This window comes from Enterobacter sp. RHBSTW-00994, from assembly GCF_013782625.1.
Taxonomy (GTDB): Bacteria; Pseudomonadota; Gammaproteobacteria; order Enterobacterales; family Enterobacteriaceae; genus Enterobacter.
The window spans coordinates 2,513,973-2,534,254 of the sequence record NZ_CP056199.1; the positions used below are offsets into that span (position 1 = coordinate 2,513,973).

At 53.1% G+C, this 20,282-nt stretch carries 15 protein-coding genes; all 15 read right to left on the reverse strand.

Annotation, left to right across the window (positions count from 1 at the left end; translation table 11 throughout):
• Positions 1-2: 2 nt before the first annotated feature.
• Positions 3-527: a type VI secretion system lipoprotein TssJ gene (gene tssJ, locus HV346_RS12065; protein WP_181619588.1), complete on the reverse strand. Its 525-nt coding sequence runs from the start codon at positions 525-527 to the stop codon at positions 3-5.
• 35 nt (positions 528-562) lie between these two features.
• Positions 563-1,645, reverse strand: a complete 1,083-nt coding sequence (gene tssG, locus HV346_RS12070) for a type VI secretion system baseplate subunit TssG (protein ID WP_181619589.1) — start codon at positions 1,643-1,645, stop codon at positions 563-565.
• Positions 1,609-3,378, reverse strand: coding sequence for a type VI secretion system baseplate subunit TssF (tssF, locus tag HV346_RS12075; RefSeq protein WP_181619590.1), 1,770 nt, complete (start codon positions 3,376-3,378; stop codon positions 1,609-1,611). Before tssF ends, tssG begins: the two co-directional genes overlap by 37 nt.
• 33 nt (positions 3,379-3,411) lie before the next feature.
• Positions 3,412-5,019: a type VI secretion system protein TssA gene (gene tssA, locus HV346_RS12080; RefSeq protein ID WP_181619591.1), complete on the reverse strand. Its 1,608-nt coding sequence runs from the start codon at positions 5,017-5,019 to the stop codon at positions 3,412-3,414.
• Complete coding sequence (locus HV346_RS12085; protein WP_181623866.1) at positions 5,016-6,035, reverse strand: hypothetical protein; 1,020 nt, start codon at positions 6,033-6,035, stop codon at positions 5,016-5,018. The genes tssA and HV346_RS12085 overlap by 4 nt, the downstream gene beginning before the upstream one ends.
• A 2-nt stretch (positions 6,036-6,037) precedes the next feature.
• Entirely contained in the window at positions 6,038-9,409 is a 3,372-nt protein-coding gene (locus HV346_RS12090) for an ImcF-related family protein (RefSeq protein WP_181619592.1), read from the reverse strand.
• Complete coding sequence (locus tag HV346_RS12095) at positions 9,402-10,610, reverse strand: hypothetical protein (protein ID WP_181619593.1); 1,209 nt, start codon at positions 10,608-10,610, stop codon at positions 9,402-9,404. Before HV346_RS12095 ends, HV346_RS12090 begins: the two co-directional genes overlap by 8 nt.
• A gap of 2 nt (positions 10,611-10,612) precedes the next feature.
• Complete coding sequence (locus HV346_RS12100) at positions 10,613-10,876, reverse strand: PAAR domain-containing protein (RefSeq protein ID WP_181619594.1); 264 nt, start codon at positions 10,874-10,876, stop codon at positions 10,613-10,615.
• Between the two features lie 62 nt (positions 10,877-10,938).
• Complete coding sequence (locus HV346_RS12105; RefSeq protein ID WP_181619595.1) at positions 10,939-11,340, reverse strand: lysozyme inhibitor LprI family protein; 402 nt, start codon at positions 11,338-11,340, stop codon at positions 10,939-10,941.
• A 119-nt stretch (positions 11,341-11,459) separates the two neighbouring features.
• Entirely contained in the window at positions 11,460-11,882 is a 423-nt protein-coding gene (locus HV346_RS12110; protein WP_181619596.1) for a hypothetical protein, read from the reverse strand.
• Between the two features lie 7 nt (positions 11,883-11,889).
• Positions 11,890-12,246 (reverse strand): hypothetical protein, encoded by a 357-nt coding sequence (locus HV346_RS12115; RefSeq protein ID WP_181619597.1) that lies wholly within the window; start codon positions 12,244-12,246, stop codon positions 11,890-11,892.
• The gene (locus HV346_RS12120; RefSeq protein ID WP_181619598.1) at positions 12,236-14,584 is read right to left on the reverse strand and encodes a hypothetical protein; all 2,349 of its coding nucleotides are present in this window, start codon (positions 14,582-14,584) and stop codon (positions 12,236-12,238) included. The genes HV346_RS12115 and HV346_RS12120 overlap by 11 nt, the downstream gene beginning before the upstream one ends.
• A gap of 15 nt (positions 14,585-14,599) precedes the next feature.
• Complete coding sequence (vgrG, locus tag HV346_RS12125; protein WP_181619599.1) at positions 14,600-16,957, reverse strand: type VI secretion system Vgr family protein; 2,358 nt, start codon at positions 16,955-16,957, stop codon at positions 14,600-14,602.
• Positions 16,954-19,626 (reverse strand): type VI secretion system ATPase TssH, encoded by a 2,673-nt coding sequence (tssH, locus tag HV346_RS12130; RefSeq protein ID WP_181619600.1) that lies wholly within the window; start codon positions 19,624-19,626, stop codon positions 16,954-16,956. Before tssH ends, vgrG begins: the two co-directional genes overlap by 4 nt.
• 164 nt (positions 19,627-19,790) lie before the next feature.
• A complete protein-coding gene (gene hcp, locus HV346_RS12135; RefSeq protein ID WP_090087170.1) occupies positions 19,791-20,282 on the reverse strand; it encodes a type VI secretion system effector Hcp in 492 nt (163 codons plus the stop codon).

Here is a 20,282-nt window from a genome sequence, read left to right on the forward strand (position 1 = left end):
CGTCACTCCTTCACCGGCACGAGGCTGAGCCAGCCATCACCCAGTTCAATCGTGCGGGGTTTGTCCGGGTCCAGGTCGTCACGGGTCAGCACCAGGCGCCAGCGGTTGTCCTTCTGATCCGGGCGGTTAAACAATCCCACCACCGCCACGAACTGAGCGTCTTCATCCATGGGCATATTGAGCGTCACGCTGCCTTTGGGCATCACCAGCAACGATTTTGACGCCAGTACGTCGTCTTTAAGAACCGTATCGGCATTATGCAGCAGCGTCTGGTAATCGCCGGCATCAACCGCTTTACGGTCCTTAAGCTGATAGACTCTCACCATCGTCGCCAGCGGTGTCTGTGCGCCATCGGCGTTAATGGCCGTACGCGGGGTAAAATCCAGATGCAGTGTTTTGATTTTCTTGTAGAAGATGGATTTCGTGATGCTGACCGTACCGTCCGTGACAGTCTGAGTCAGACCGCAGCCTGCGAGCAGGCTACAGGCAATAAGCGTCAGCGCCCACCAGCGGGTTACTGTTGCCATTCAAAAGTTCCTTTATTGAGAGTGGGAGTACGTGATTATTCGAAACGGTAGTGCCCGTCTTCAGCGGACGGTAACGCAGAACATTGCAACCCTTCATAGCAGCCCAGATTGACGGTCAGACTCTCCCGATTGTTGCTGAGCTTGCCAGCTTTCAAGCCCAGCAGGCCGGTGCGACCCAACTGGATACGCCTTCCTTTGCCAAGGCGAGGCTCAGGCAGTAACCGTACAGGTACGGTGAGACGCAGTCGGGCGTCACTGCGGTAGCCGAGATAAACGCGCAACAGGACCAGTAAATCGGTATGGAGAAAACCACCAGGTAACCACCCTTCGGCTTCCTCCGGATCTTCTGTCTCCAGTGTCACCAGTACCCGACTGCATGCTTCTTTTGCCGTTTTACCCAGCGTGGCTCGCTGAGAAAGACGGATCCGATTTTCGGCACCCAGCCCGCTACGGTTATCGATATGGACCTTAACCGGGTCCGGTTCGGTGATAATTGCCCGGGTATTCGGTGCCAGCAGACTCACCAGGGCCCGAATGCCTTCCGCATTGCGGGTGGGTAATCGCATGGAGCCCAGCAGGGCCAGAAAGCGGGAAACCGGCGTTGCCACCTGCTCAGCCGTGCCCGGTATACCAAGGCCGACCAGCCCCAGCAGACACTGTGATGTGGCATCGCGGCCACCAGACTCAAAGGTGGCCGGATATGCGTATTTTCGCCAGATCCGGTAATACTGCGTGGTGATGCGGTGGCTGAAAATATCCAGAAACGAGGTGACCGCCTCGTGCCCTTCACGGCGCTGCGCAATATCGTCCAGATAGGACGTTGGCAGAGGGGAGTCCACGCCATACATCCCCAAAAATGTCGTACGGACCGTTGGGGGCAATGCCGGGTTGTCTTCGTCGGTCTCCACCGCCTTGAGAGTACTGACCGGGAATCCCATACCAGGCCAGGGCCTGAATCGTACCGGATCGTCGCCCGGATGGCTGGTGGTGCCCAGTTTCGGCGCGTCCGGATTTTCCTGTTCCAGCAACTGGCAGAAACGATAGAAATTGGCCCGCCAGATATCTTTATTTATGGCCAGCGTCAGCCCGGTACGTGCTGGCTGTGATTCTCGCGCCATCTCAGTCGTTTTCCTGTCGGTTGCAGCACCAGCGTGAGCTGGTTAAAGAGGTGAATATCCGCGTAAAGCGCAAAGAACCGGTGCAGCATCTCGCCGAATAGATTCACATCGCCTTCGCCTGCAAAATTGTCCATGTTCAGCGTGACTTCTATGTCCACACCCCGAAGCATAAAGCCCTTCTCAAAGCGTCGGATCAGGGTGTGCTTCACCGCGACGATAGCTTCGAGCCGACGGCGATTCATTTCATCATCGGTCCAGTCGTACAGCGCCAGTGTTCCCCGCAGCACCTCAGGATTGTCCATCATGCTGAGGAAGTTTGAGCCGAGGTGGCTCATCACTCGCCAGTGAAAACGGTCGTTGGCGGGCGGGTACAGCGGCATTGTCGGCGCGGAGACGTTCAGTACTCTGACGGGCACCTTCCCGGTTTTGACCACCCTGTCCAGCAGGGTACTTTCCAGTGCCTTACGCGGAAGTTGACCATTGGTACCGGTGATCCGCATCGAGAGGGACTCTGGTTTCTCAGACATCTGATCCAGCTCGAACGAGCGGCCGCCGAGGATCAACCAGGTGTCATACAGCCCGGAGGGACCCCGCTTCACACGGGTATGGAAATAACGCTCTGGTGCATCATGGCGCATCATTCCGCCACGGTGCCGGAAGCTGGTGAATGGCACCCAGGGGTGTTTGCCATTCTTCACCGCGCCATGAATATTATCGACGCTGTAAATCTCGGTGTGACCATCCTGAAGACGCAACGGCCTGAGCAGGTATTCGTTATCCAGCGGGTTAAGCGTCAGCGGGTCGGCTTCCAGGGTGAAGAGGTTGATGACCGGCGCACAATGCAGCCGGAAGTTTTCCGTCTCAAAAGGCAGATCGGATGACCAGGCTTCACTGAGCACGATGTCGATTTCAAACCAGGAGCTGGCTTCAGTAAGTCCGATGGTGTCAAGACCGCGCAGCTCAACAAACATAAATTTCTGACGGAAGCTAAAATATTCCAGCAGCAGCTGGTAACCGCTGAAGGCTGTATCAGCTTTCTTCCACAGGCCGTCATTGTCATCAAAGCCCATGGGCTTGCACCAGCCATCAAACTGATGACGTTCGGTGTATGTTCCTGCATGGCGGGCATACATGGCGTGGACGCGACGGGTCATTGCCAGATGCAGTGCTGAACTGATCGGACTCTCTGCGTTGAGGAATATGGCGACTTTGTCGATCCCGGCTTTACTCCAGTCCACTTTTTCCGGGCATTCGAAGCGCAGACGGATAGCAGAGCGGCCATCAGTTTCCGTATGCAGGCGGGCGTCCGCAAGATGCAGTGGTTGCAGGGGAACATCGCGGGTCGTCCGATACTGGCAGGCGGTTTTATGCGGCCCCACAGGGCGTGAAAGCACGGAGAAGCCTTCAGCCAGCATTTCGGCCTGACGCAGGCCACGCCAGTCTGGTGAGAATTCGACGATGGCCAGCGATGGGATGGTTCGCATATAGTGCGGCCACAGCAGACTCACCAGCCCTTCTGTCAGTTCCGGCAGGTCATCATCCAGCTTTTCACGCAGACGGCCCATCAGGAAGGCAAAGCCTTCAAACAGACGTTCTACATAGGGATCGCGGGCACCGGGTTTATCCAGATTAAGCATCGCTGCCCGATCCGGATGGGCTCGGGCAAACTCTTTACCCGCCTCACGCAGGTAGCGCATCTCAGCTTCGTAGTAGCGTAGAGTTAAATCATCCATGCATGGCATTCCTGAAAATGATTAATTAAAACATTAGCCACAGAGCACCATGGCACGGGCCGGATCGATGGCGATCAGACCCGCCAATAGCGTATCCATCTCAGGCATCAGACGGGCTTTATCGGATTCGCTGCGACCGGCTTTCAGGCGCAGCAGTTTCAGGCGGCGAGCCTGGACTTCAAACAACAGAGCGGGCTCCCAGTCTTCCAGCGTCAGCTGTGGTGCGCTGGTGGTCAGTTCGCCAAGCAGATGAAGCGCCATATCGTTTCGTCCATACTGCTCTGCCACCCGGGCCATCAACAGGCGTATCAGCCAGCGATGGCGTGGTGTGTCCATCCCTGGTCGGGACTGAAGCCAGGCAAGCGCCGCTTCGGGTCCTTCCGCGTCACCTTTTTCCATAGCTTCGGATTCAAGAAGCAGCACATCGTCAGACTGGCTATTAACAACGGTAGCGGGTTCATCACCGTACAGCAGGCCATCCTCATTCACTTTTTCAGCGATCCAGGCGGTGGTGACTTCATCAGCGAAGGGAGTTCCGTCATTCCATGCCAGCCCTTCAAGGCCCGGAAGGCGTTGAAGGAGCAGCCGCAGATCGAGAAGAACGGAGTCTGTCCAGGCATCCCACGGGTGACCGGCATGACTGAGTCCCTGCCAGAGATACCACTGTAGATCGAGCCAGAAATGATTCACTCCCTCGCAAAACATCTGGCTGGCCTGCTCAACCAGTTCAGTCCAGTTTTTCTGAAGGTAGAGCCGCTTGAGTTGAGCCCGGTACTCGGCCTTCGGCGGTACCAGACGGGTGCGCCCGCTACTGTCCAGCGGAGGGATCTGGTCGACCGTATCCCATCGCACGGTCTTTATCAGCCGGTGAGAGGCAAGCCAGCCCTGCGGCTGCTCGCTCAGCCAGCGGGAAAGTAACTTTGCCTGGTCGAGTAAATCGCGTCCCGATTTCACCGCTGACAGTTGTGGTGAATCCGAGTGGGCGGCTTCACGCCCGTGTTCCTGAGTACTGCTGTTCTGGGGGACCAGCACTTCCATACCGCCTGAGCGAGCCAGGCGGTTTTCCAGTGCAGTACACAGGCCAGCAAAAGAAGGCTTTTCAGCTTCCGGCCAGTTGGCAACGGCAGACTCAAGCAGGTTTATGGCGCCGACCGTCAGACCGGCATCATGACTGTCGACTTCCGGCCATAAAGAGAGTGTGTCGATAATTTTTGTACTGTTCAGCCATTCCAGGGCCGCTTTACGGGCAACCGGGCGTTGTGGATGACAGGCCTGCCCGAAGCGGGTCAACATCGCGACAAGAAGCAGTAAGCCCTCAGACAAGCCTTTTTCTCCGTCTCGGCTGAGGCGGGCCTGAACGTACCAGGTGACAACACGAATATCTTTGGCGCATTCGCAAAGACACTTCTGGGCCAGTTCGCACAACCGCGCTGAATCGGTACCCGAAAGCTTATTAATCTCTTCACGCATCAGCTGAAAATTATCATCGTATGCGGGATCGTCGCCGGTTTCAGGGCCGGAGGTGAACGGGTGCAGCCAGTTATCCCAGAGCGACAGGGCGTCATTTGCCCGGGAGAGGAGACGCTGCCTTTCTTCTTCGCTGGTGGCGCAGGCGGTTAACAGATCTTCCGGTGAACTCATTCTTTTTCCCGTTTGTTAGTCTCTTTCATAAATCTCACGACCGCTTCCAGAGAATCGTCGTCCTTGCCATTGACGATTTGCGGTGGCTTCCATTTCAGCAACATACTTTTCTCTTCACCCTGAGTGGGTTTTCCCTTCCAGTAGCTTTGCCAGTGGGCTTTTCTGACATGGGGGCGCAGGCGCCGATGGGGTGTGGAGGGACTGTCCCCTGATGTACTGGCTTCCGGCGCTCGCGGTACCTGCCTGAGCGCGGAACCGGCCCGGACACCTGCAAAAATCTGCACAGGCTTGTCCGGCGGGATGAGGCGTTGATGCTTTCCGACGCGTCTGGGCGCGGGTCTCACAGGTTTCCCCTGTCTTCCCCACTCACTGTTCTCCGAGCAAAGCCAGAACAGCACCGGCAGCACGGCGTGCCAGAATCCTCGGATCCCCTCCTCCTGCTGATTGATGGCAGTGGAGACAGGATCGGTTAAGGCGAGATACTCCATTCCCATCGGAATGTGCTCCCGGGAAAGTGGATCCTGAGCGAGCGTCAGGGCGAGCAGTGCATCCGTCTGGTTATCATGATCGGCAAGGGTGAAAAATGCGCCCATCAGCGCACCCTGGCCTTCAGCAAAAACCATGTCAGCCGGAAAATCGAGCCAGAATCCCCAGAGTGGCAGGCGGCGAAGCATTTCGCCTGACAGAGCATCGGTCTGACGAGTTTCACCCAGCATCCGGAAGAGAGATTCATCGCAATGAAGTAGGGTTTTACCGGTTCGCCAGGCCGCAAGCGTCATATAAACAATATGCGGCGGGAAACGCTTCATAATTTGAGGACAAAGGAACCCTTCTTCTGGCGCCGGGTTACGCTTCAGCCAGTCCGCAAGCCAGCGTTTACACTGGCGAAACGTCATAAACCGCCATGGGGAAAGTGAATCGGTCTCCCGCCACTTATCAACCTGACTGAATACGCCCGGAGACCAGCCCTCTACCTGTTTAGCAAAGGCCAGCGCAGGATGAATGCCCCTGTTCATCTTTACTCAACGCCTTCGGTGCCAGCGGCAACGTTAAAAATGGACGCTGGTAGCGTAAATCCCTGTAGCTTCAGTAAGGCAAGCGGACCGTCGCCCAGCTCGCTGCGCATGACGAACTTCAGAGGATTGCCATCGGCGGTGATCCACACCAGCTGTGTACGGCTGGCATCGAGTGGAGTGATCAGGGCTTTGTCCAGCAGGCGAATGAACCCCCAGTTGCCCTGATTGTTAGCATAGAGCTGCATACCACTGTTCACACTCCGCCAGCTGAGAGACACGCCTGGATACCAGGTATTCCCCGGCCAGGTGAAGCTCTGCCAGCTTTCCATCTGGTTGAAGTAATCCAGGTTTTGCTCATCAAGGGTAAGCTGCACTCTGGCAACATCCCGTGAAGGACGCGCCATCAGTTCGAAGTGAACACCTGCATCGCCCTGAGAGAACACAATATCTGACAGTTCTGCCAGCTGGTTAATCGCCCGGAGAAAATCCGGACTGACAACTATTCCCTGACTTGCGGAAGGATCAACGACCCAGCGATTCCCTTCCTGGTGGAGGATCCCGCCGAGATTCGTTTTCAGGAAGGTCGTGATTCGACCCGAGTCGCTACGCAGGAACTGTGCCAGCAACGGCAGGGAGGCATCGCTGCCGGTGGCTTTAAACGGATACCGTCCCGCAAAGGCTTTGTTCCACTGATCGACAATGGTCGACTGCCAGCGAACATTGAGACTTCCCGCCGCCGGGGCAAGTACCTGCCGCCAGGCCAGATCCAGCGGTTGCACAAATAACGACTGGCCAAATCCGTTCCACTCCTGCCCCAGGCTTGCCGCAACCAGGCTGCCGTAATCGCGGGTGTCCGTCAGGTCGATGGCTTTACCCTGGAACACAGTCTGGGCCAGCATCTGCGACATAGCCTGCGGATCCGGGGCGCTGGTGACCTGCTGAAGCTTCAGTCGCACCTGGGTAACACGAGCAAGCCAGGACTGGAAACTGAGATTACCGTTGCTACCGGTTCCCTCTTTACCTTCCATCAGGCCCATCAGTGGTCCAAATACCCCATCGAGCGGGCCTTTAGGGCCCTGTGCCTGTTCAATAAATTGTCTGGCATTTTTCTTCTTACCGATCAGCTTTTTCGCTGAGTCCACTATCGAATCAGCCAGTGCCTCACCCTTCTGTCCTGTTTTTCCCTGCCAGGCCAGTGTGTTCATCAGAGCAACCAGCGGTGACTGGCGGACATCGCCGATCAGATTGAGCTGAGCAATTGCTTCAGAAAGTGATGTAGCTTCCTGCCACTGAATGCTGTTGACCATGTTCAGCCAGGCATTACCAAAATCGGTAAAATAGCGTTCAGTCAGACGGGCTTTCAGCGCCTCCGGGGAGATATCGCCCCCTGTCTGGTGCGTCTTATCCGTCAGTACCCAGTCAATTTCATCACGGCGGGTTTTGACAACCTCGTTAATCGCATCCTGAACCTGCTCTTCCCAGGCCTGGCGTGTAAACATTCCCGGGACGACTTCGTCAGTGCTGAATACCGTTGAGGCATCGGTGTCGCCGGTCATATCTGCCAGCGTCAAATCAGGCCAGTTGCTGGCAACGCGCTTCAGCATGTCCTGGTACAACCCGGATTCAGCGTTACGCTGGCCAATCTGCTTGAGCAGGATCTGACGGACCGTGCTGATTAATTCAGCGTCGGGCTTAATTTTCCATTCCGGATGCGCCGGGAGGTTCTGCGCATAGAAGCCCAGCAGTTTCGGTGCGAGGTCCTGCCATGTGCCATCTGGCACATTCTGCCGTTTCGGCCAGGCGACCAGTACGTTTTTTGCCAGCCAGCCTGCGTCCGCTTTATCCGGACGGGCGAGCATCAGATAACTTTTAAGCACGTCCCAGGTGTGCTGTGTGCCCTGCGTACGGGCATCACTGGCAGGAAGAAGTTGAACAAAGGCATTCAGCTGCTGCCTGAGATTCTCTGCGGTGGCATCCCTCATCAGCTGTGCGTTGTTTTTCGCATACAGCGGCCAGAGCGCGGCCAGCGTGTCGCTGTCCTGATTAAGCCCAAATCGGGTGTACCACGGCGCGCCGGTTACTTCACGATGTTGCAAACGGGCGATAGATTGCTGTAGTACGAGCTGGTTGTGCAGGCGTTCAGCCAGGGGTTTTGCAGTATCCGCTGCCTGCCTTGCCGTCTCCTGCGCCTCATAAATCTGAGCCCGGTTAACGACGAGCGACAGCAGAGTACCGGCTCCCCATAAAAGGATCAGGGAAAGCAGGAGTAATCGCAGCACCTTCAGCCAGTTGAAGCCCAGCTTTCTGCCGCTGACGGCATCACAGTCATCAATGACAGCCTTCCATGTCGGGTTGTCGAGACGTGTGTTCGGCACCGTTCCGACACCGGCCAGTTCTGGACTGAACATGACCCCGCGTAAACGCCAGGCCGCAGATCCCTGCATCAGCCCGCTGAGTAAAACGGTCAGGCTGGCCTTCAGTTCGTGTCGCAGGCGTGAGGACAACTGAAGCAGGCCGTCATGTGCCGGATTCTTCAGTATCTGTGCCATTCCGAATTTTTGCAGGCGTTGTGCCAGTGTAGAAAACGCTTCACGCGCCCCTTTTACAGTGCCTTCCGGACCAAAAATAACCCCTGCTGGCGTCGTTTCCGCGTCCGGCTGAGCGCCTGTCGCTTTGTCTGTCAACCACAGCCAGACAGGGGCCTGCCAGCCCAGCAGATGATCTGCTTTCTGGCGGCAACGCAAAAAAGCATCCCGTTCGCTATCTGTCGGGAGGGTTGAGGTATTCATCACCTGAATGATGCCATCAAGCGGGTGATCGGGACGCAGGCGTTTCAGTTTTGACAGGAAGATCTCATCCGGGAGTGATTGTGCGTCACCGCCATAAATCAGTACGTTGCCGTCGCCTTCCTGCCAGAGGTCATGACACAGGCCCGGAGCAGCTTTGTGAACGTCGTCCTGGTTGCCCATAACCAAAAGGAGACGCACTTTACGCTTCCAGCGACGTCCATAGCGAAAGCGCAGGTGTTCGGACACGACGTCTTCGCTGAAAACAGGTTCATCGTCGTCTTCTTCACAGGGAATTGGGTTCGTCAACGGAGCGGCACTCTCAACCTTTTTCTGCCCCCACTGGAAATACAAACCGGATTTACCCGCGTGGTCGAAAGCCTTCTCTATCAGCCAGCTGAGTAAAAATATCGCGGCAACCAGTATGGCGCAGAATGTGAGTATCCGTTGGCCATCATACGGCCCGAAGCCGGTGGCAGAGGCCACATTTTCCGGAAAGGCATAAAACAAAAATGCCACGATGACTGTCAGGAAAAAGGCGACAGTCACAACGGAGCCGATGAGTGTTTTTACTTTTACCTTAGACATTCTTAGGCGATTCCTTGCGAACTTCTTCTTTGGTGATGACGGCAACCCAGATGTCGTCCTTGTCAGCGGCGGGTTGTGCGGCGATAACCTGCGGCCCGCGTTGTTCAACGTCAGCATTGGCAAGCGTGATAGCCAGCCATGGAGCCGCATGGCCTGTGTATCCCAGCACTGGATCGATACTGAAGTTGTCCTCAGAAAGACTAAATGCCACCCCGCTCTGCTCGCAGGCATTATTCCAGCCGCTTCCAGAGGTCAATGTAGGACCGGAGATCCAGCTTCCTTTGAGTTCATCGGGGCTGGTCTTCGCCCAGAGCAGCGCCCGGGTGAGTGTCTTTGTGAGCGTTGTTTCTGCTCCCCTTTCGGGGCGACTAAGGCGGAGTGCATCCGGCCAGGCGTGGGCTTTACGGTTGCTCAATACCACCATCGAGACGGCATCTGCGTCATCTTCCCGGGGGGACGCCGGTAACGACAGCGTGATGGCAACCAGAATGCCTGGATTGTCCCATCGCTTGTCCAGCCAGGCATCGAATGCGCTCAGCCCTTTTCCGGACATCAGACGAAAAATCCTGCCGATCTTTAGTGATAGATCGGCCTTAAGCTGCTCTTCAATCAAGGGGTACAGGTCGTTATCACAATCCAGCACCAGCCAGCACGGCAGCTCCGGCGGAAGCGGCTGAACGATCCCTTCTACACGCGTGGTCAGTTTAGTCACAGCCGCCGTCAGGGCCTTTGTTAAATCAGCCTGGTATTCTGTTAATGCCGCGTATCTGACCGGTTTGTCACATCCTCTCGGGTGGGAGAAGTCGATAGCCGGGGCTGCGACTTTCATTGCCTCAAGCAGGTCATCGGCTTTGTTTCCGGCCGGGGCCTGAATGTATGTACCGAGGATCCATGCGCAGCGCTGACCGCGAAGAATTTCACTGTCGATGAGAGCTTCACGGTCGACATTACGCGACTCAGCTCCAACCTGCTCTGCTTTATAGGCAACCCTGCGTAAACCGAAAAGAAGCCCCCAGGTGCAAAAAGGAAGGCCCAGAGCGGTGAACCAGAAGACAAATCCGGTTCGCTCAGATGCCCAGCACCACAGTGTAAGTGCTATGCCCCCCAGCATAACAAACGCGAGAAAGAGCAGCCAACGCCCGGTGCCGGGACGCGGTATCTTAGGGGCCTTTTCAGGGATGGCATCCAGCCAGACGGGCATAATCAGGCAACCTTTGCTACGGCAAATGAACTGATCAACGTGCAACCACAGGCGCATTTGTGACCGTGAAAGGCAACCGGGATACCATGATCAAGATAATCAGGATTGCCTTCTACGATGGTTGTTGGTCCGTGTCCCTCGACCGGGCAGGACACTCTGTCGCCTTTGCGGGCAACGCCGATACCACCGAATTTCATTGTTTCAGAAGCGGTCAGTACAGAACCGCCGTGAGTTGTTTTATCGCCTTTACGGATAATCTGGAGCATATATAAGGACCTCAGTGAGTTGATAATTATAGTTAGGTTAAAGTAACTGGCCTCTAGGACTATTAATCCTGAATCTGTTCCAGCAAGTCATTTAACTCATTCACTCTTGAAATATTCAAGTCCATACGGCATACGCTGTACATCGGCGAACCGATTATAAATCCCTGAACATCACACCAATTTTCACGTGATGCAATCCAGTTTTTTTGTGCCGCCTCAAATTTATTTGTAATGTCAGGCATTTCACGCGCCTGAATGATTTTGTATATTTTCTGGTAAACAATGTTCATGTCTTTCTTTGCAGCGTCTGATGCTTGATCGGCACAACCCATTACAACAGAGTTATTTATATCTTGATTCTTTTTGCGACAATCAGTTTCAATCTTGGAATAATCAGTTAGTGTGGCATGTGAAACGCAAGGGAGTATTATAAAAAAAGCCAGTACTTTATTTTTGAATTTCATTATATTTTATTTAAATATCCCAATAAAGGCGCTAATAATTTAACCCGCCGATAAGTGTTTGGTTCTTGAATTTAAGAGGCTCATTCTATACTCAATGGTATATAAATGCTTTTGAATATTTATTCTGTATCATATTCTTCACCATTCCATTGTAGGATATATTCAGGTCCGCAAAAAATATCTTTTAACCCTTTGTGTGATTTTTTTGATATTCCAATGGATGTACACATATATGCTGCATCTATTGATTTTCCATCGTGCATTGTGATTTCAAATGTTAAAGTAGGAGAGTTGTCGAGATTAGACATACAGTCCGATTGATCACAAGTACCTGGTGGTGTTGAACTCAGAAACGTATACTCGATGATATCTTTTTTACCGTCACCATTTAAGTCAGTAGTAACGCGACCTGTTTGCCCATCGACAAAACCAGAGTTTTTCACCTTACTTGCCGTTACCAGCATATCAACATCTTTGGTTTGAGAACATTGAGCATATGTTGCCGATGCCATTAAAATTAACATAGCCAAAGAGAGTTTCATGTCCATTTTAATAATTATCAACCGTCTTCATATAGGTTTTAATAAAATCATTTAGTTGCTCTACACCATCATATTCGCATTGGTTTTCTATCAAATCTGTTCGTTGACCTTCCATCGAGTTATATAAGCTGCATCGTTCAGAAATAGACTTCCGTTGACTATTATAAAACGCCATATCAATTGAATACTCCTTACCAGATTTGGTAATAATCTCTTTAATGGAGTCCTCTATTTTTTTTGTGCTGGTTTGTATGCAGTCGATCATATCCGGATGAGATTGCATCGAGGAATTGCAAGTTTGTGGTTCCTTTGCAAAAGAAACAACAGGCAAACAAATAAGTAATGCAAGTAATTTAATCTTCATTTTTTAACTCCAGATTCAACTCATTTAACTTTAATAAATCTTTCTTCTCTGTCAGAGCTCGTGTTTTTAGATCGTCCCACCAAGTCGGGGATGATGGGAAAAGATCTTCAACATGATTTATTTTATAGTCCTGAACAATAGTTATCACATCTGCATCTGTTAATGTTTCAAAATCCTTCCCTTTCAACGCTCTCGAAATTAAACCAGTTGAAGGGCCATATTGAACGGAAGTCGACCAAATCATATCATTGATTGCGGCACGAGAATGTGAGAAATTTAGCCCTTTAGATGCTAACAAGTCTATTTGTACTTGATAGTGTGTTTTTTCAATGAAAAGATGCTGATCCTGTGCAAATTCTTCTTTGTGATCGACCGCAATTTTTTCCCATACTTTATTGAATTCAGGTGTGGCGGGTACTTTGCCTTCGAATAAATCTTGGTATTTTGACACAGCAATATATTTATTAACCGTTCCCATTTTAGAAGATAATTGATACATTCCATATGACACACCACCATGATCTCCTTTTCCAGATGAAATTACACCAGGCCCCCTTCCTCCAGATTCATATCGCTCTGAAGTTTTCCCAAGCAGCCATGTTCCTGATAATTTTTTCATAAAGCCTAAGAACATAATCGGATGCATATGCCACAGTGAAGGTCCTAGTTTTTCGGATGTAACATCCTGCATCCATGCCATTTTATCGATAAAATCTTTACTGTATTTCTTCCATTCTGGGGCATCTTTTTTCAGCGCATTGAGAAACGGTTGCCAGATAGCATCGCCCTTTTTGAAATACCAGTCGCTAGGATGTTTTACGATTGTTTTCTGATTAACGTCACGATAATCAGGATTATGAAGTGCTCTCCAGTACTCCATTGGCGAATATTGGTCACTTCCGCTGTCAATTTTATCCAGCAGGCGCTGATAATTATGCTTCACGAGAGCATGACTGGTTCGCGGATCATTTGTCGCGGCCTGATAGAGTGAGTCGATGAGGTTACGGAAGAATCCTGTAGGCTGGTTTTTCCCATCCAGATAATCAAAGCTGGAAGGTTCTGCGGTTTCAGTTCTGAAGCCCATCTTTGCCAGATCATACCGCGACAAAAGTTGAGGTTCCGCCTGACCTTTGGTGACATAGGCATTTTCTGGTCGCAGCTGCCAGTATTCCTGTTTGGTCGACTTATCGACTTCCGTTTGTACCTGACTCAGTGGAAGGGTCCCTGCTCTGGTTGTTACCCCTGTATCCTTTGTGAATGTTCCTGTTGCAACATCTTTTTTGTACAACGCAAGGCCCGGAGAGTACTTCAGCCAGATTGGATTTTTTTCTCCCACTTGCTCAGGGTTGGTCAGGAACTTTTCCAGGTTGCCGTCCATACTCGTGCATTCGATATGTACCTGGTATCGCGCTTCATATCCACCGTCCTTAGGTGCCTGGTAATACCCCATATGACCAACAGGATCACCGGCACTGATAGCATAGGGAGTCGGGCATACTACCTGGTCAAATTTCAGCGCTTCTTTTGCTGGTGGCATAAGTTTCTGCCACCAGGAAGGCTGTACCGCCCCATCAGTGCCAGGAGACAGGTTGTTTTTGTCCACAAGCATCCAGTATTGCTGCCCTGGCTTCAGGGATGTTTTCTTACCCTTTTGCAATGCCTGTTCTGAGAGGCTGACAAATGTAACAAGGCCATACTCTCTCTTGTTAAATGCGACGGTATGGAGGCCGCTGTCTGTTTTATCCCACTCGACAATGGACCCTTTTGGTATCGTACCTTTTCGGTAGCTTTCGCTGGTACTTTTATTATTGGTACTGGCGGTCATGACCCATTCGGGATCGTAGGCGGAAAGCGTATCCTGGACTGTCCACTTTGTTTCCGCCGGATTAACGTTATAGGCTGAATATGGGGCCAGGTGCATATACAGGGTGTAGAAATGCAGCCCGCTGGATTCTTTCTCCCCCGGTTGAATAAAGTGTTTAACCAGAACAAACGAACCGGAAAAGCTCAATGGGCCGGATTCCCATGCAAGCGTCAGATAATCCTTGCAGACACGATAAGCAACCACTTCACCGTCAGCCATGCATCGCACAGCCTGCTCACCTTTAAAGGGGACCGGGAAATCCAGTGCTTCAAGAGGCGACCTGCCGCTAAGAGCACACCACGGAGTCGTGGCTTCCGTGATATGGATCCCGCCATGCCACATCCCACTTCGGCCAATCATATACTGCCCGGTGGATTCCCCCCCGACATGAGAGAGGATCTCTTCCTGATTTTTGAACTCACTTCCCCGACTGTTGGAGGAGATCGGCCAGACAATTTTGGGTAATACAGACACGATTCACACTCCTTGTCAGTCGTTAAATGACTTGCTGCTGATTTTGCTTTCCTGGGTGATATCCGTCAGGCTGAAATTGGGTGTTTCGTTGGGAAGATTTGCGCCCGACCCTGGTACCAGGTAGTCGGACGTTTTCATGATGAACTCACCAGATGAACCATGCTCAATGCCGTTTTTACTCAGCCTCAGGTAAGATCCGCCGCCGTTCAGCGTAAGCGTTTCCGGGGTGCTGATAATAATTTCGTCTTCACTGCTGGTCACTGTCAGCTGCTTTTCAGAAAACAGTGCCATCGTGTTGTGCTGAGCCTGAATCTCGATGTCTCCCTGGTTGGCAACCAGCTTCGCCCCGTCTTTATGCACAAACATACCCAGGGCTTTTTCTACCGTTACAGACAGATTTTTCATCGCACCGATATCAAGATGTTGACCGGCATTAATCATGGTATTGCGGGTACTGCTGAGCTGAAGATGTTCACCTGAGGTCAGTGCCACCCCCTGCGGCGCGCTACCCAGCAGCACCGCAGACTGGAGGTCTTTGATTTTGTCGGTCACGAGACTAATCTGGGTATTGATGTCGCAGACCAGCGCTCCGGCGGCTTCAGCTGCGCTGTTCAGCGCCTGCATCTGGCTGTTGGCCTGGTTAATCTGACTTATCGCAGGGGCCATTTCCAGCACCGATCCCCGGGCTTTGGACTGGGCATCCGCCGTCAGGAACAGCCCTTTTGCCGCACGTACAGCGCCATGCTCATCCGTACGCAGTTCAAAACCGGCGCCGCGCTTTTCACGCTGGCCATTGACCAGGTGTCCCATGTTCAGCTGCGTTTTGCCATATTCCGTCGCGAGCTTGATATGCTCTTCCTGGCGCTTATCCTCCATCCGCAACTTATTGTTCGCCGGGGTACGCCACACGTTCCGCGTATGATTGTCACTGGTGACAGGGTCCGGATGTTCTGAGTCGTGCAGGGCATAGGCGATGTAGGGCCGATCCGGATCCCCGTTGTCAAAAATGACGGCCACTTCCGTTCCGTCGATAAGCGGAGAATGGAAGCCGTAGGTATCACCGGCATAGGGTTTAGCCAGCCGCAGCCACAAATAGGCATAACCCTGTTCAGGGCTGTTACGGTCAACGTCCAGTTTCACACGGTAGCGTCCTTCCGGGTCGAGCCAGGAATAGGTGTCGCCTTTTTGTGTGCTTTCCACCCGGGCTGGAAGCGTTCCGGATATCACCGGGCGATTGAGTAACGCCGGACGGTAACAGACGGTTTCGCTATACGGGATGCCTTCAAAGGTCAGGGTAAAGCTACTTTTTCGTGAGCCGCTGGTGCGCACCGTGGTGATGACGATGCCTTCTTTTACGGTATCAGGAAGCGTTCCGTCCGTTTCCAGTACCTGACCCGGAGCCAGATGAGGGCTGGAGGAATGCCCGGTGACGTGATATTGCGCATTCAGAATGCGTTCGTGACGCAGACGGGCGAAATATGCTCCGGTCTCTGTGCTGTCAGTATCACCTTCTGTCAGGAAGGGTTCCGCATAATGGTACGTTTCCCCGGTGGTGATCCCTTCCTTACTGAAAATGCTTTCGGAACTGTCCTGACGTTTCAGTGCTTCACGGTAGTTGTAGTCACGGGTGGCCACACTCCCGCTCACGACATTGTAGCCAGTCTGAATATCCCAGATGCTCTCCTGCCCGCTGTCGCTCATCCCGGCCTGATTACGCAATGGCAGGGTGACACCAAATTCATACTGCTGCTGGCTGTCCTGGAAAATAACCACGTCCTGTTCAAGACGGCTGTCCATTTCATAGCGCCAGTAAATGCCCACTTCAGCCAGCAGACGCTGGATAAACTCAAGGTCGGTTTCCCGCCACTGGGTGATGAGCTCCCGGGATGGATACTCCCGGGAGAGCCGGAACTCAAAATCAGGACCTTCCAGACCGTGCTTACGCAATACCTGTTCAACCACCTCGATAACCGACTGATTGAGGTAGATCTCGCTCCCTTTCGTATAGCCCAGAAGGGCAATACGGGGAACGATCGTCAGTGCGTAATGAGTGTCATCATTCGAGGTGGACACGCGGCGGAAGGACTCCACTACGCCAAAAACCGTCCGTACCGGCAGAGCCGGTGTCCCGTCAAATACCGGGGTCTGGAAGGTAAATGACGCCGGTTTCAGCAATAACGTCTCACAGGCGATATCTTTAGAGGAGCAGGTGACCGCCACGTCATATCGCCATGGCTGGCTAAGTGATTCAACGGCGTTGTAACGCAGAACATCAAGGAAATCGCTGCATTCATGCACATCTACCCGGTAACGAGACTGGCCTGACAGCTGTTGCACCGCGTCGGTTGCTTTCCTGATAAGTGTTCCGCTCATGACGCCTCTCCTTCTGCCTGTTCATCAAATTCCAGCACAATGCCCTGTTCGTCATCCCAGGTCAGCTGTAGTGAGGACGGTTTTTGTTTCGCCGCCATATGGCTTAACAACTGTTGACTCAGAACCGGCAGGATCTGCTGGTTAAGCAGACTGTCCACGTTGCGGGCTCCGGTATCCGGCAGCAGACAGGCTGTCGTCAGGGTGTCGATGAGAATTTCGCTAGTGTGAGTGGAGATGCCGTAGTGGCGTTGCAGACGCGTACTCACCTGCGCGAGCTTCATGCCGACGATGGTGCGCATGGCATCCATTGCCAGCGGGCGGTATATCACCGTCTGGAAGCGAGCCAGCAGCGCTGGCTGGAAATGATCGCGCAGAACCGGGCGTAACAACTCATGCAGATCGCTCTCAGTAGCTTCTGGTTGCTCTTCCAGTAACTGCATCAGCGGGTCACTTCCCAGGTTGGACGTCATCAGGATCACGGTATTGCGGAAATCAATTTCACGCCCTTCTCCGTCCCGCATAAAGCCCCGGTCAAAGACCTGATAAAACAGGTTCATTACATCCCGGTGGGCCTTCTCCACTTCATCGAGCAGCACCACGCTGTAAGGACGCTTACGGACTGCCTCGGTGAGAATGCCGCCCTGACCATATCCGACATAGCCCGGAGGGGAGCCTTTCAACTGCGAGACCGTGTGCGGCTCCTGGTATTCAGACAGGTTGATGGTAATGAGCGATTTCTCACCACCGTACATGACGTCAGCAAGCGCAAGCGCGGTCTCTGTTTTGCCCACCCCACTTGGCCCCACCAGTAAAAACACGCCCTGTGGCCCGTTTTCCGGCGTGAGACCGGTTTTTGACGCTCTCAGTCGTTGCGCTATGGCATTCAGGGCAGGGCTCTGTCCGACGACACGGGTTGCCAGTTGTTCTTCCAGCGTCAGTAATTCGGTCTGCTCATCCTTCATCAGCGACGAGAGAGGAACCCCTGTCCAGTCTGAGATAACGGTCGCAACGGTGCGGACATCAACATCCAGCCCCAGTAATGGGCTGTTATTCTGAATTTGGGAGAGCTCCTGCTGGAAGGCGGAGATCTCTTTCTGGCGGCTGATGTCTTCCCGGCAGGCTTTCAGCGAGTCGGTGAGCTGCTTTTCGGTCTCATACTGTGAGTGAAGAGAAGCTTTTTGCTGATTGAGCTCCAGTGTGAGTTGTTCGATCTGCGGCAGGCGGCTGGCATCAACGGTGTTACCCAGGGAAATATCTTCCAGTAACTCCTGCTGCTCCATGGCAAGCGCAGTCAGTTGGGCCTGCAACCGGGTGAGCTGTTCAGGCAGCGTGTCCAGGCTCATCCGTACCCGGGCTGCTGCGGTATCCAGTAAGTCCACCGCTTTATCAGGCAACTGGCGACCGGTCAGGTAGCGACGGGAAAGCGTCACTGCTGCGCGGACGGCCTCACCGGTAATATGCACGCCATGGTGTTCGGCATAGCGGGATTTAAGCCCGCGCAGCATCAGGCAGGCCGTATCATCATCAGGCTCATCAACCTTAACCATCTGGAAGCGGCGCTCAAGGGCTGCATCACGTTCGAAATACTGCTTGTATTCACTCCAGGTAGTGGCCGCAATGGTACGCAGTTCGCCGCGAGCCAGAGCCGGTTTTAGCAGGTTAGCCGCATCTGCCCCGCCCGCCTGATTACCTGCTCCGATGATGGTGTGTGCTTCATCGATAAAGACCAGCACCGGCACCGGGGATTGCTGGACGGCGTCGATGATATTTTTCAGACGTTGTTCAAATTCACCCTTTACACCAGCGCCCGCCTGAAGCAAACCCAGATCCAGCGTTCTGACGATGACAGGTTTAAGGCTTTCGGGAACATGACCTTCAGCTATACGGAGTGCCAGGCCTTCAACCAGGGCCGTTTTGCCAACGCCAGGTTCGCCCACCAAGATAGGGTTGTTCTTGCGACGTCTGGAGAGAATATCCACCATCTGACGGATTTCATTATCGCGTCCAAAAACAGGGTCAATCTTTCCTTCCCGGGCACGGGCAGTCACATCAACTGTAAAACGATTGAGAACGGACTCTTCCTGTGAAACGGCAGGCAGGGCACTTCCGCTTTCAGCCTGATTTTGTGCTTCATGTTGTAACTGTGCAGCCCGGCCAATAATGCTGACATTGCCAGCCTGTTCACTGAACGCAACGTCATGCCGCTCATCCGACTGGGCTTCCAGCAGGGGACGTAACCTTTCCAGTTGGCTGGTGGTCAGCGTCATCAAAGGCCAGAGGCCATCGCAGCGTGTCAGTCCTGACGTTTCAATCATGGCCGAGAGCAAATGTATGCTGCGGATCTGCTCATCTCCCGCGAGCGTGGCGGCAAGCCAGGCCTGTTTCAATAGGGTCTGGAGGGAAGCAGAAAGCTCTGGACGTGTGCGAACTGAACGAGGCTGTGCATCCAGCCAGCTCAGAAGTGACTGCCAGACGGCATCCATATCCCATTCATACCGCCGGGCAAGAACGGTCAGGTCACCTTCCCCCTGCTCCAGCAGTTTCAGCAGCCAGTGCTCAGGCGTGATTTCTGCATGTGCACGGGTCTGGCATAAAGAGGCTGCCCCTTCCAGGGCTTTGGCGCAATATGGGTTAAGTCGTCGTAGCAGGACTGCTGAATGATGTTCCATGTCGTTCCCTCTTGTTCAGGCACGCTACCGCCCCTGGCCGTCAACCGATGCCCATAAGGTTCATGCCGATAAATTGTGAGACTGCTCTGCAAAGCGTCCGTCTGACAGGCGCTGTGCGGAGCAAAACAAAAAAGGCGGACAGAAGGGATCTGCCCGCCAGAGTCTTATGCTGTAGTGCGTTCGTTCCAGGAATCGGAATGAATGATGTTGCCGTCTTTGTAGGTCCAGGTGATTTTTTCGTAGCGCAGCTCGATCTGCTCAAGGTGGTTATGCTTCTCGAAAGAAGGATCCTTGATGTCGTGCATTTTCGGCGCAACTTTCACCAGCTTCACGTTTTCCAGTTTGGTGTTGAAGTACTCAACTTCCTGGCCTGCGTCGTTGATTTTGTACCACTTGAACTCAGCAGATTTCAGGGTCTGGCCAGTGGTCACCGCTTTGTACAGATACGGGCTGGAAGAGTCGATTTCTTTGGTAAACAGAAACGGCGTGTGAATACGGGTTCCGGTCAGCTTGCCAGTGTTGTTATCAGTCGGGATGTACAGGTTGTGTTCCTGAGCAACAACTTCGATGCTTCCTTCGCGATCTTTCACATCTACAGAACCCTTGATGTCAGCGCCGCCATCGTCTTTCAGCCACAGATAAACTGGGATTGCCAT

What these genes read in the sequence shown, in the direction of transcription:
- tssJ (WP_181619588.1), bottom strand. Translation starts at nt 527, where the DNA reads ATGGCAACAGTAACCCGCTGGTGGGCGCTGACGCTTATTGCCTGTAGC.
- tssG (WP_181619589.1), bottom strand. Translation starts at nt 1,645, where the DNA reads ATGGCGCGAGAATCACAGCCAGCACGTACCGGGCTGACGCTGGCCATA.
- tssF (WP_181619590.1), bottom strand. Translation starts at nt 3,378, where the DNA reads ATGGATGATTTAACTCTACGCTACTACGAAGCTGAGATGCGCTACCTG.
- tssA (WP_181619591.1), bottom strand. Translation starts at nt 5,019, where the DNA reads ATGAGTTCACCGGAAGATCTGTTAACCGCCTGCGCCACCAGCGAAGAA.
- HV346_RS12085 (WP_181623866.1), bottom strand. Translation starts at nt 6,035, where the DNA reads ATGAACAGGGGCATTCATCCTGCGCTGGCCTTTGCTAAACAGGTAGAG.
- HV346_RS12090 (WP_181619592.1), bottom strand. Translation starts at nt 9,409, where the DNA reads ATGTCTAAGGTAAAAGTAAAAACACTCATCGGCTCCGTTGTGACTGTC.
- HV346_RS12095 (WP_181619593.1), bottom strand. Translation starts at nt 10,610, where the DNA reads ATGCCCGTCTGGCTGGATGCCATCCCTGAAAAGGCCCCTAAGATACCG.
- HV346_RS12100 (WP_181619594.1), bottom strand. Translation starts at nt 10,876, where the DNA reads ATGCTCCAGATTATCCGTAAAGGCGATAAAACAACTCACGGCGGTTCT.
- HV346_RS12105 (WP_181619595.1), bottom strand. Translation starts at nt 11,340, where the DNA reads ATGAAATTCAAAAATAAAGTACTGGCTTTTTTTATAATACTCCCTTGC.
- HV346_RS12110 (WP_181619596.1), bottom strand. Translation starts at nt 11,882, where the DNA reads ATGAAACTCTCTTTGGCTATGTTAATTTTAATGGCATCGGCAACATAT.
- HV346_RS12115 (WP_181619597.1), bottom strand. Translation starts at nt 12,246, where the DNA reads ATGAAGATTAAATTACTTGCATTACTTATTTGTTTGCCTGTTGTTTCT.
- vgrG (WP_181619599.1), bottom strand. Translation starts at nt 16,957, where the DNA reads ATGAGCGGAACACTTATCAGGAAAGCAACCGACGCGGTGCAACAGCTG.
- tssH (WP_181619600.1), bottom strand. Translation starts at nt 19,626, where the DNA reads ATGGAACATCATTCAGCAGTCCTGCTACGACGACTTAACCCATATTGC.
- hcp (WP_090087170.1), bottom strand. Translation starts at nt 20,282, where the DNA reads ATGGCAATCCCAGTTTATCTGTGGCTGAAAGACGATGGCGGCGCTGAC.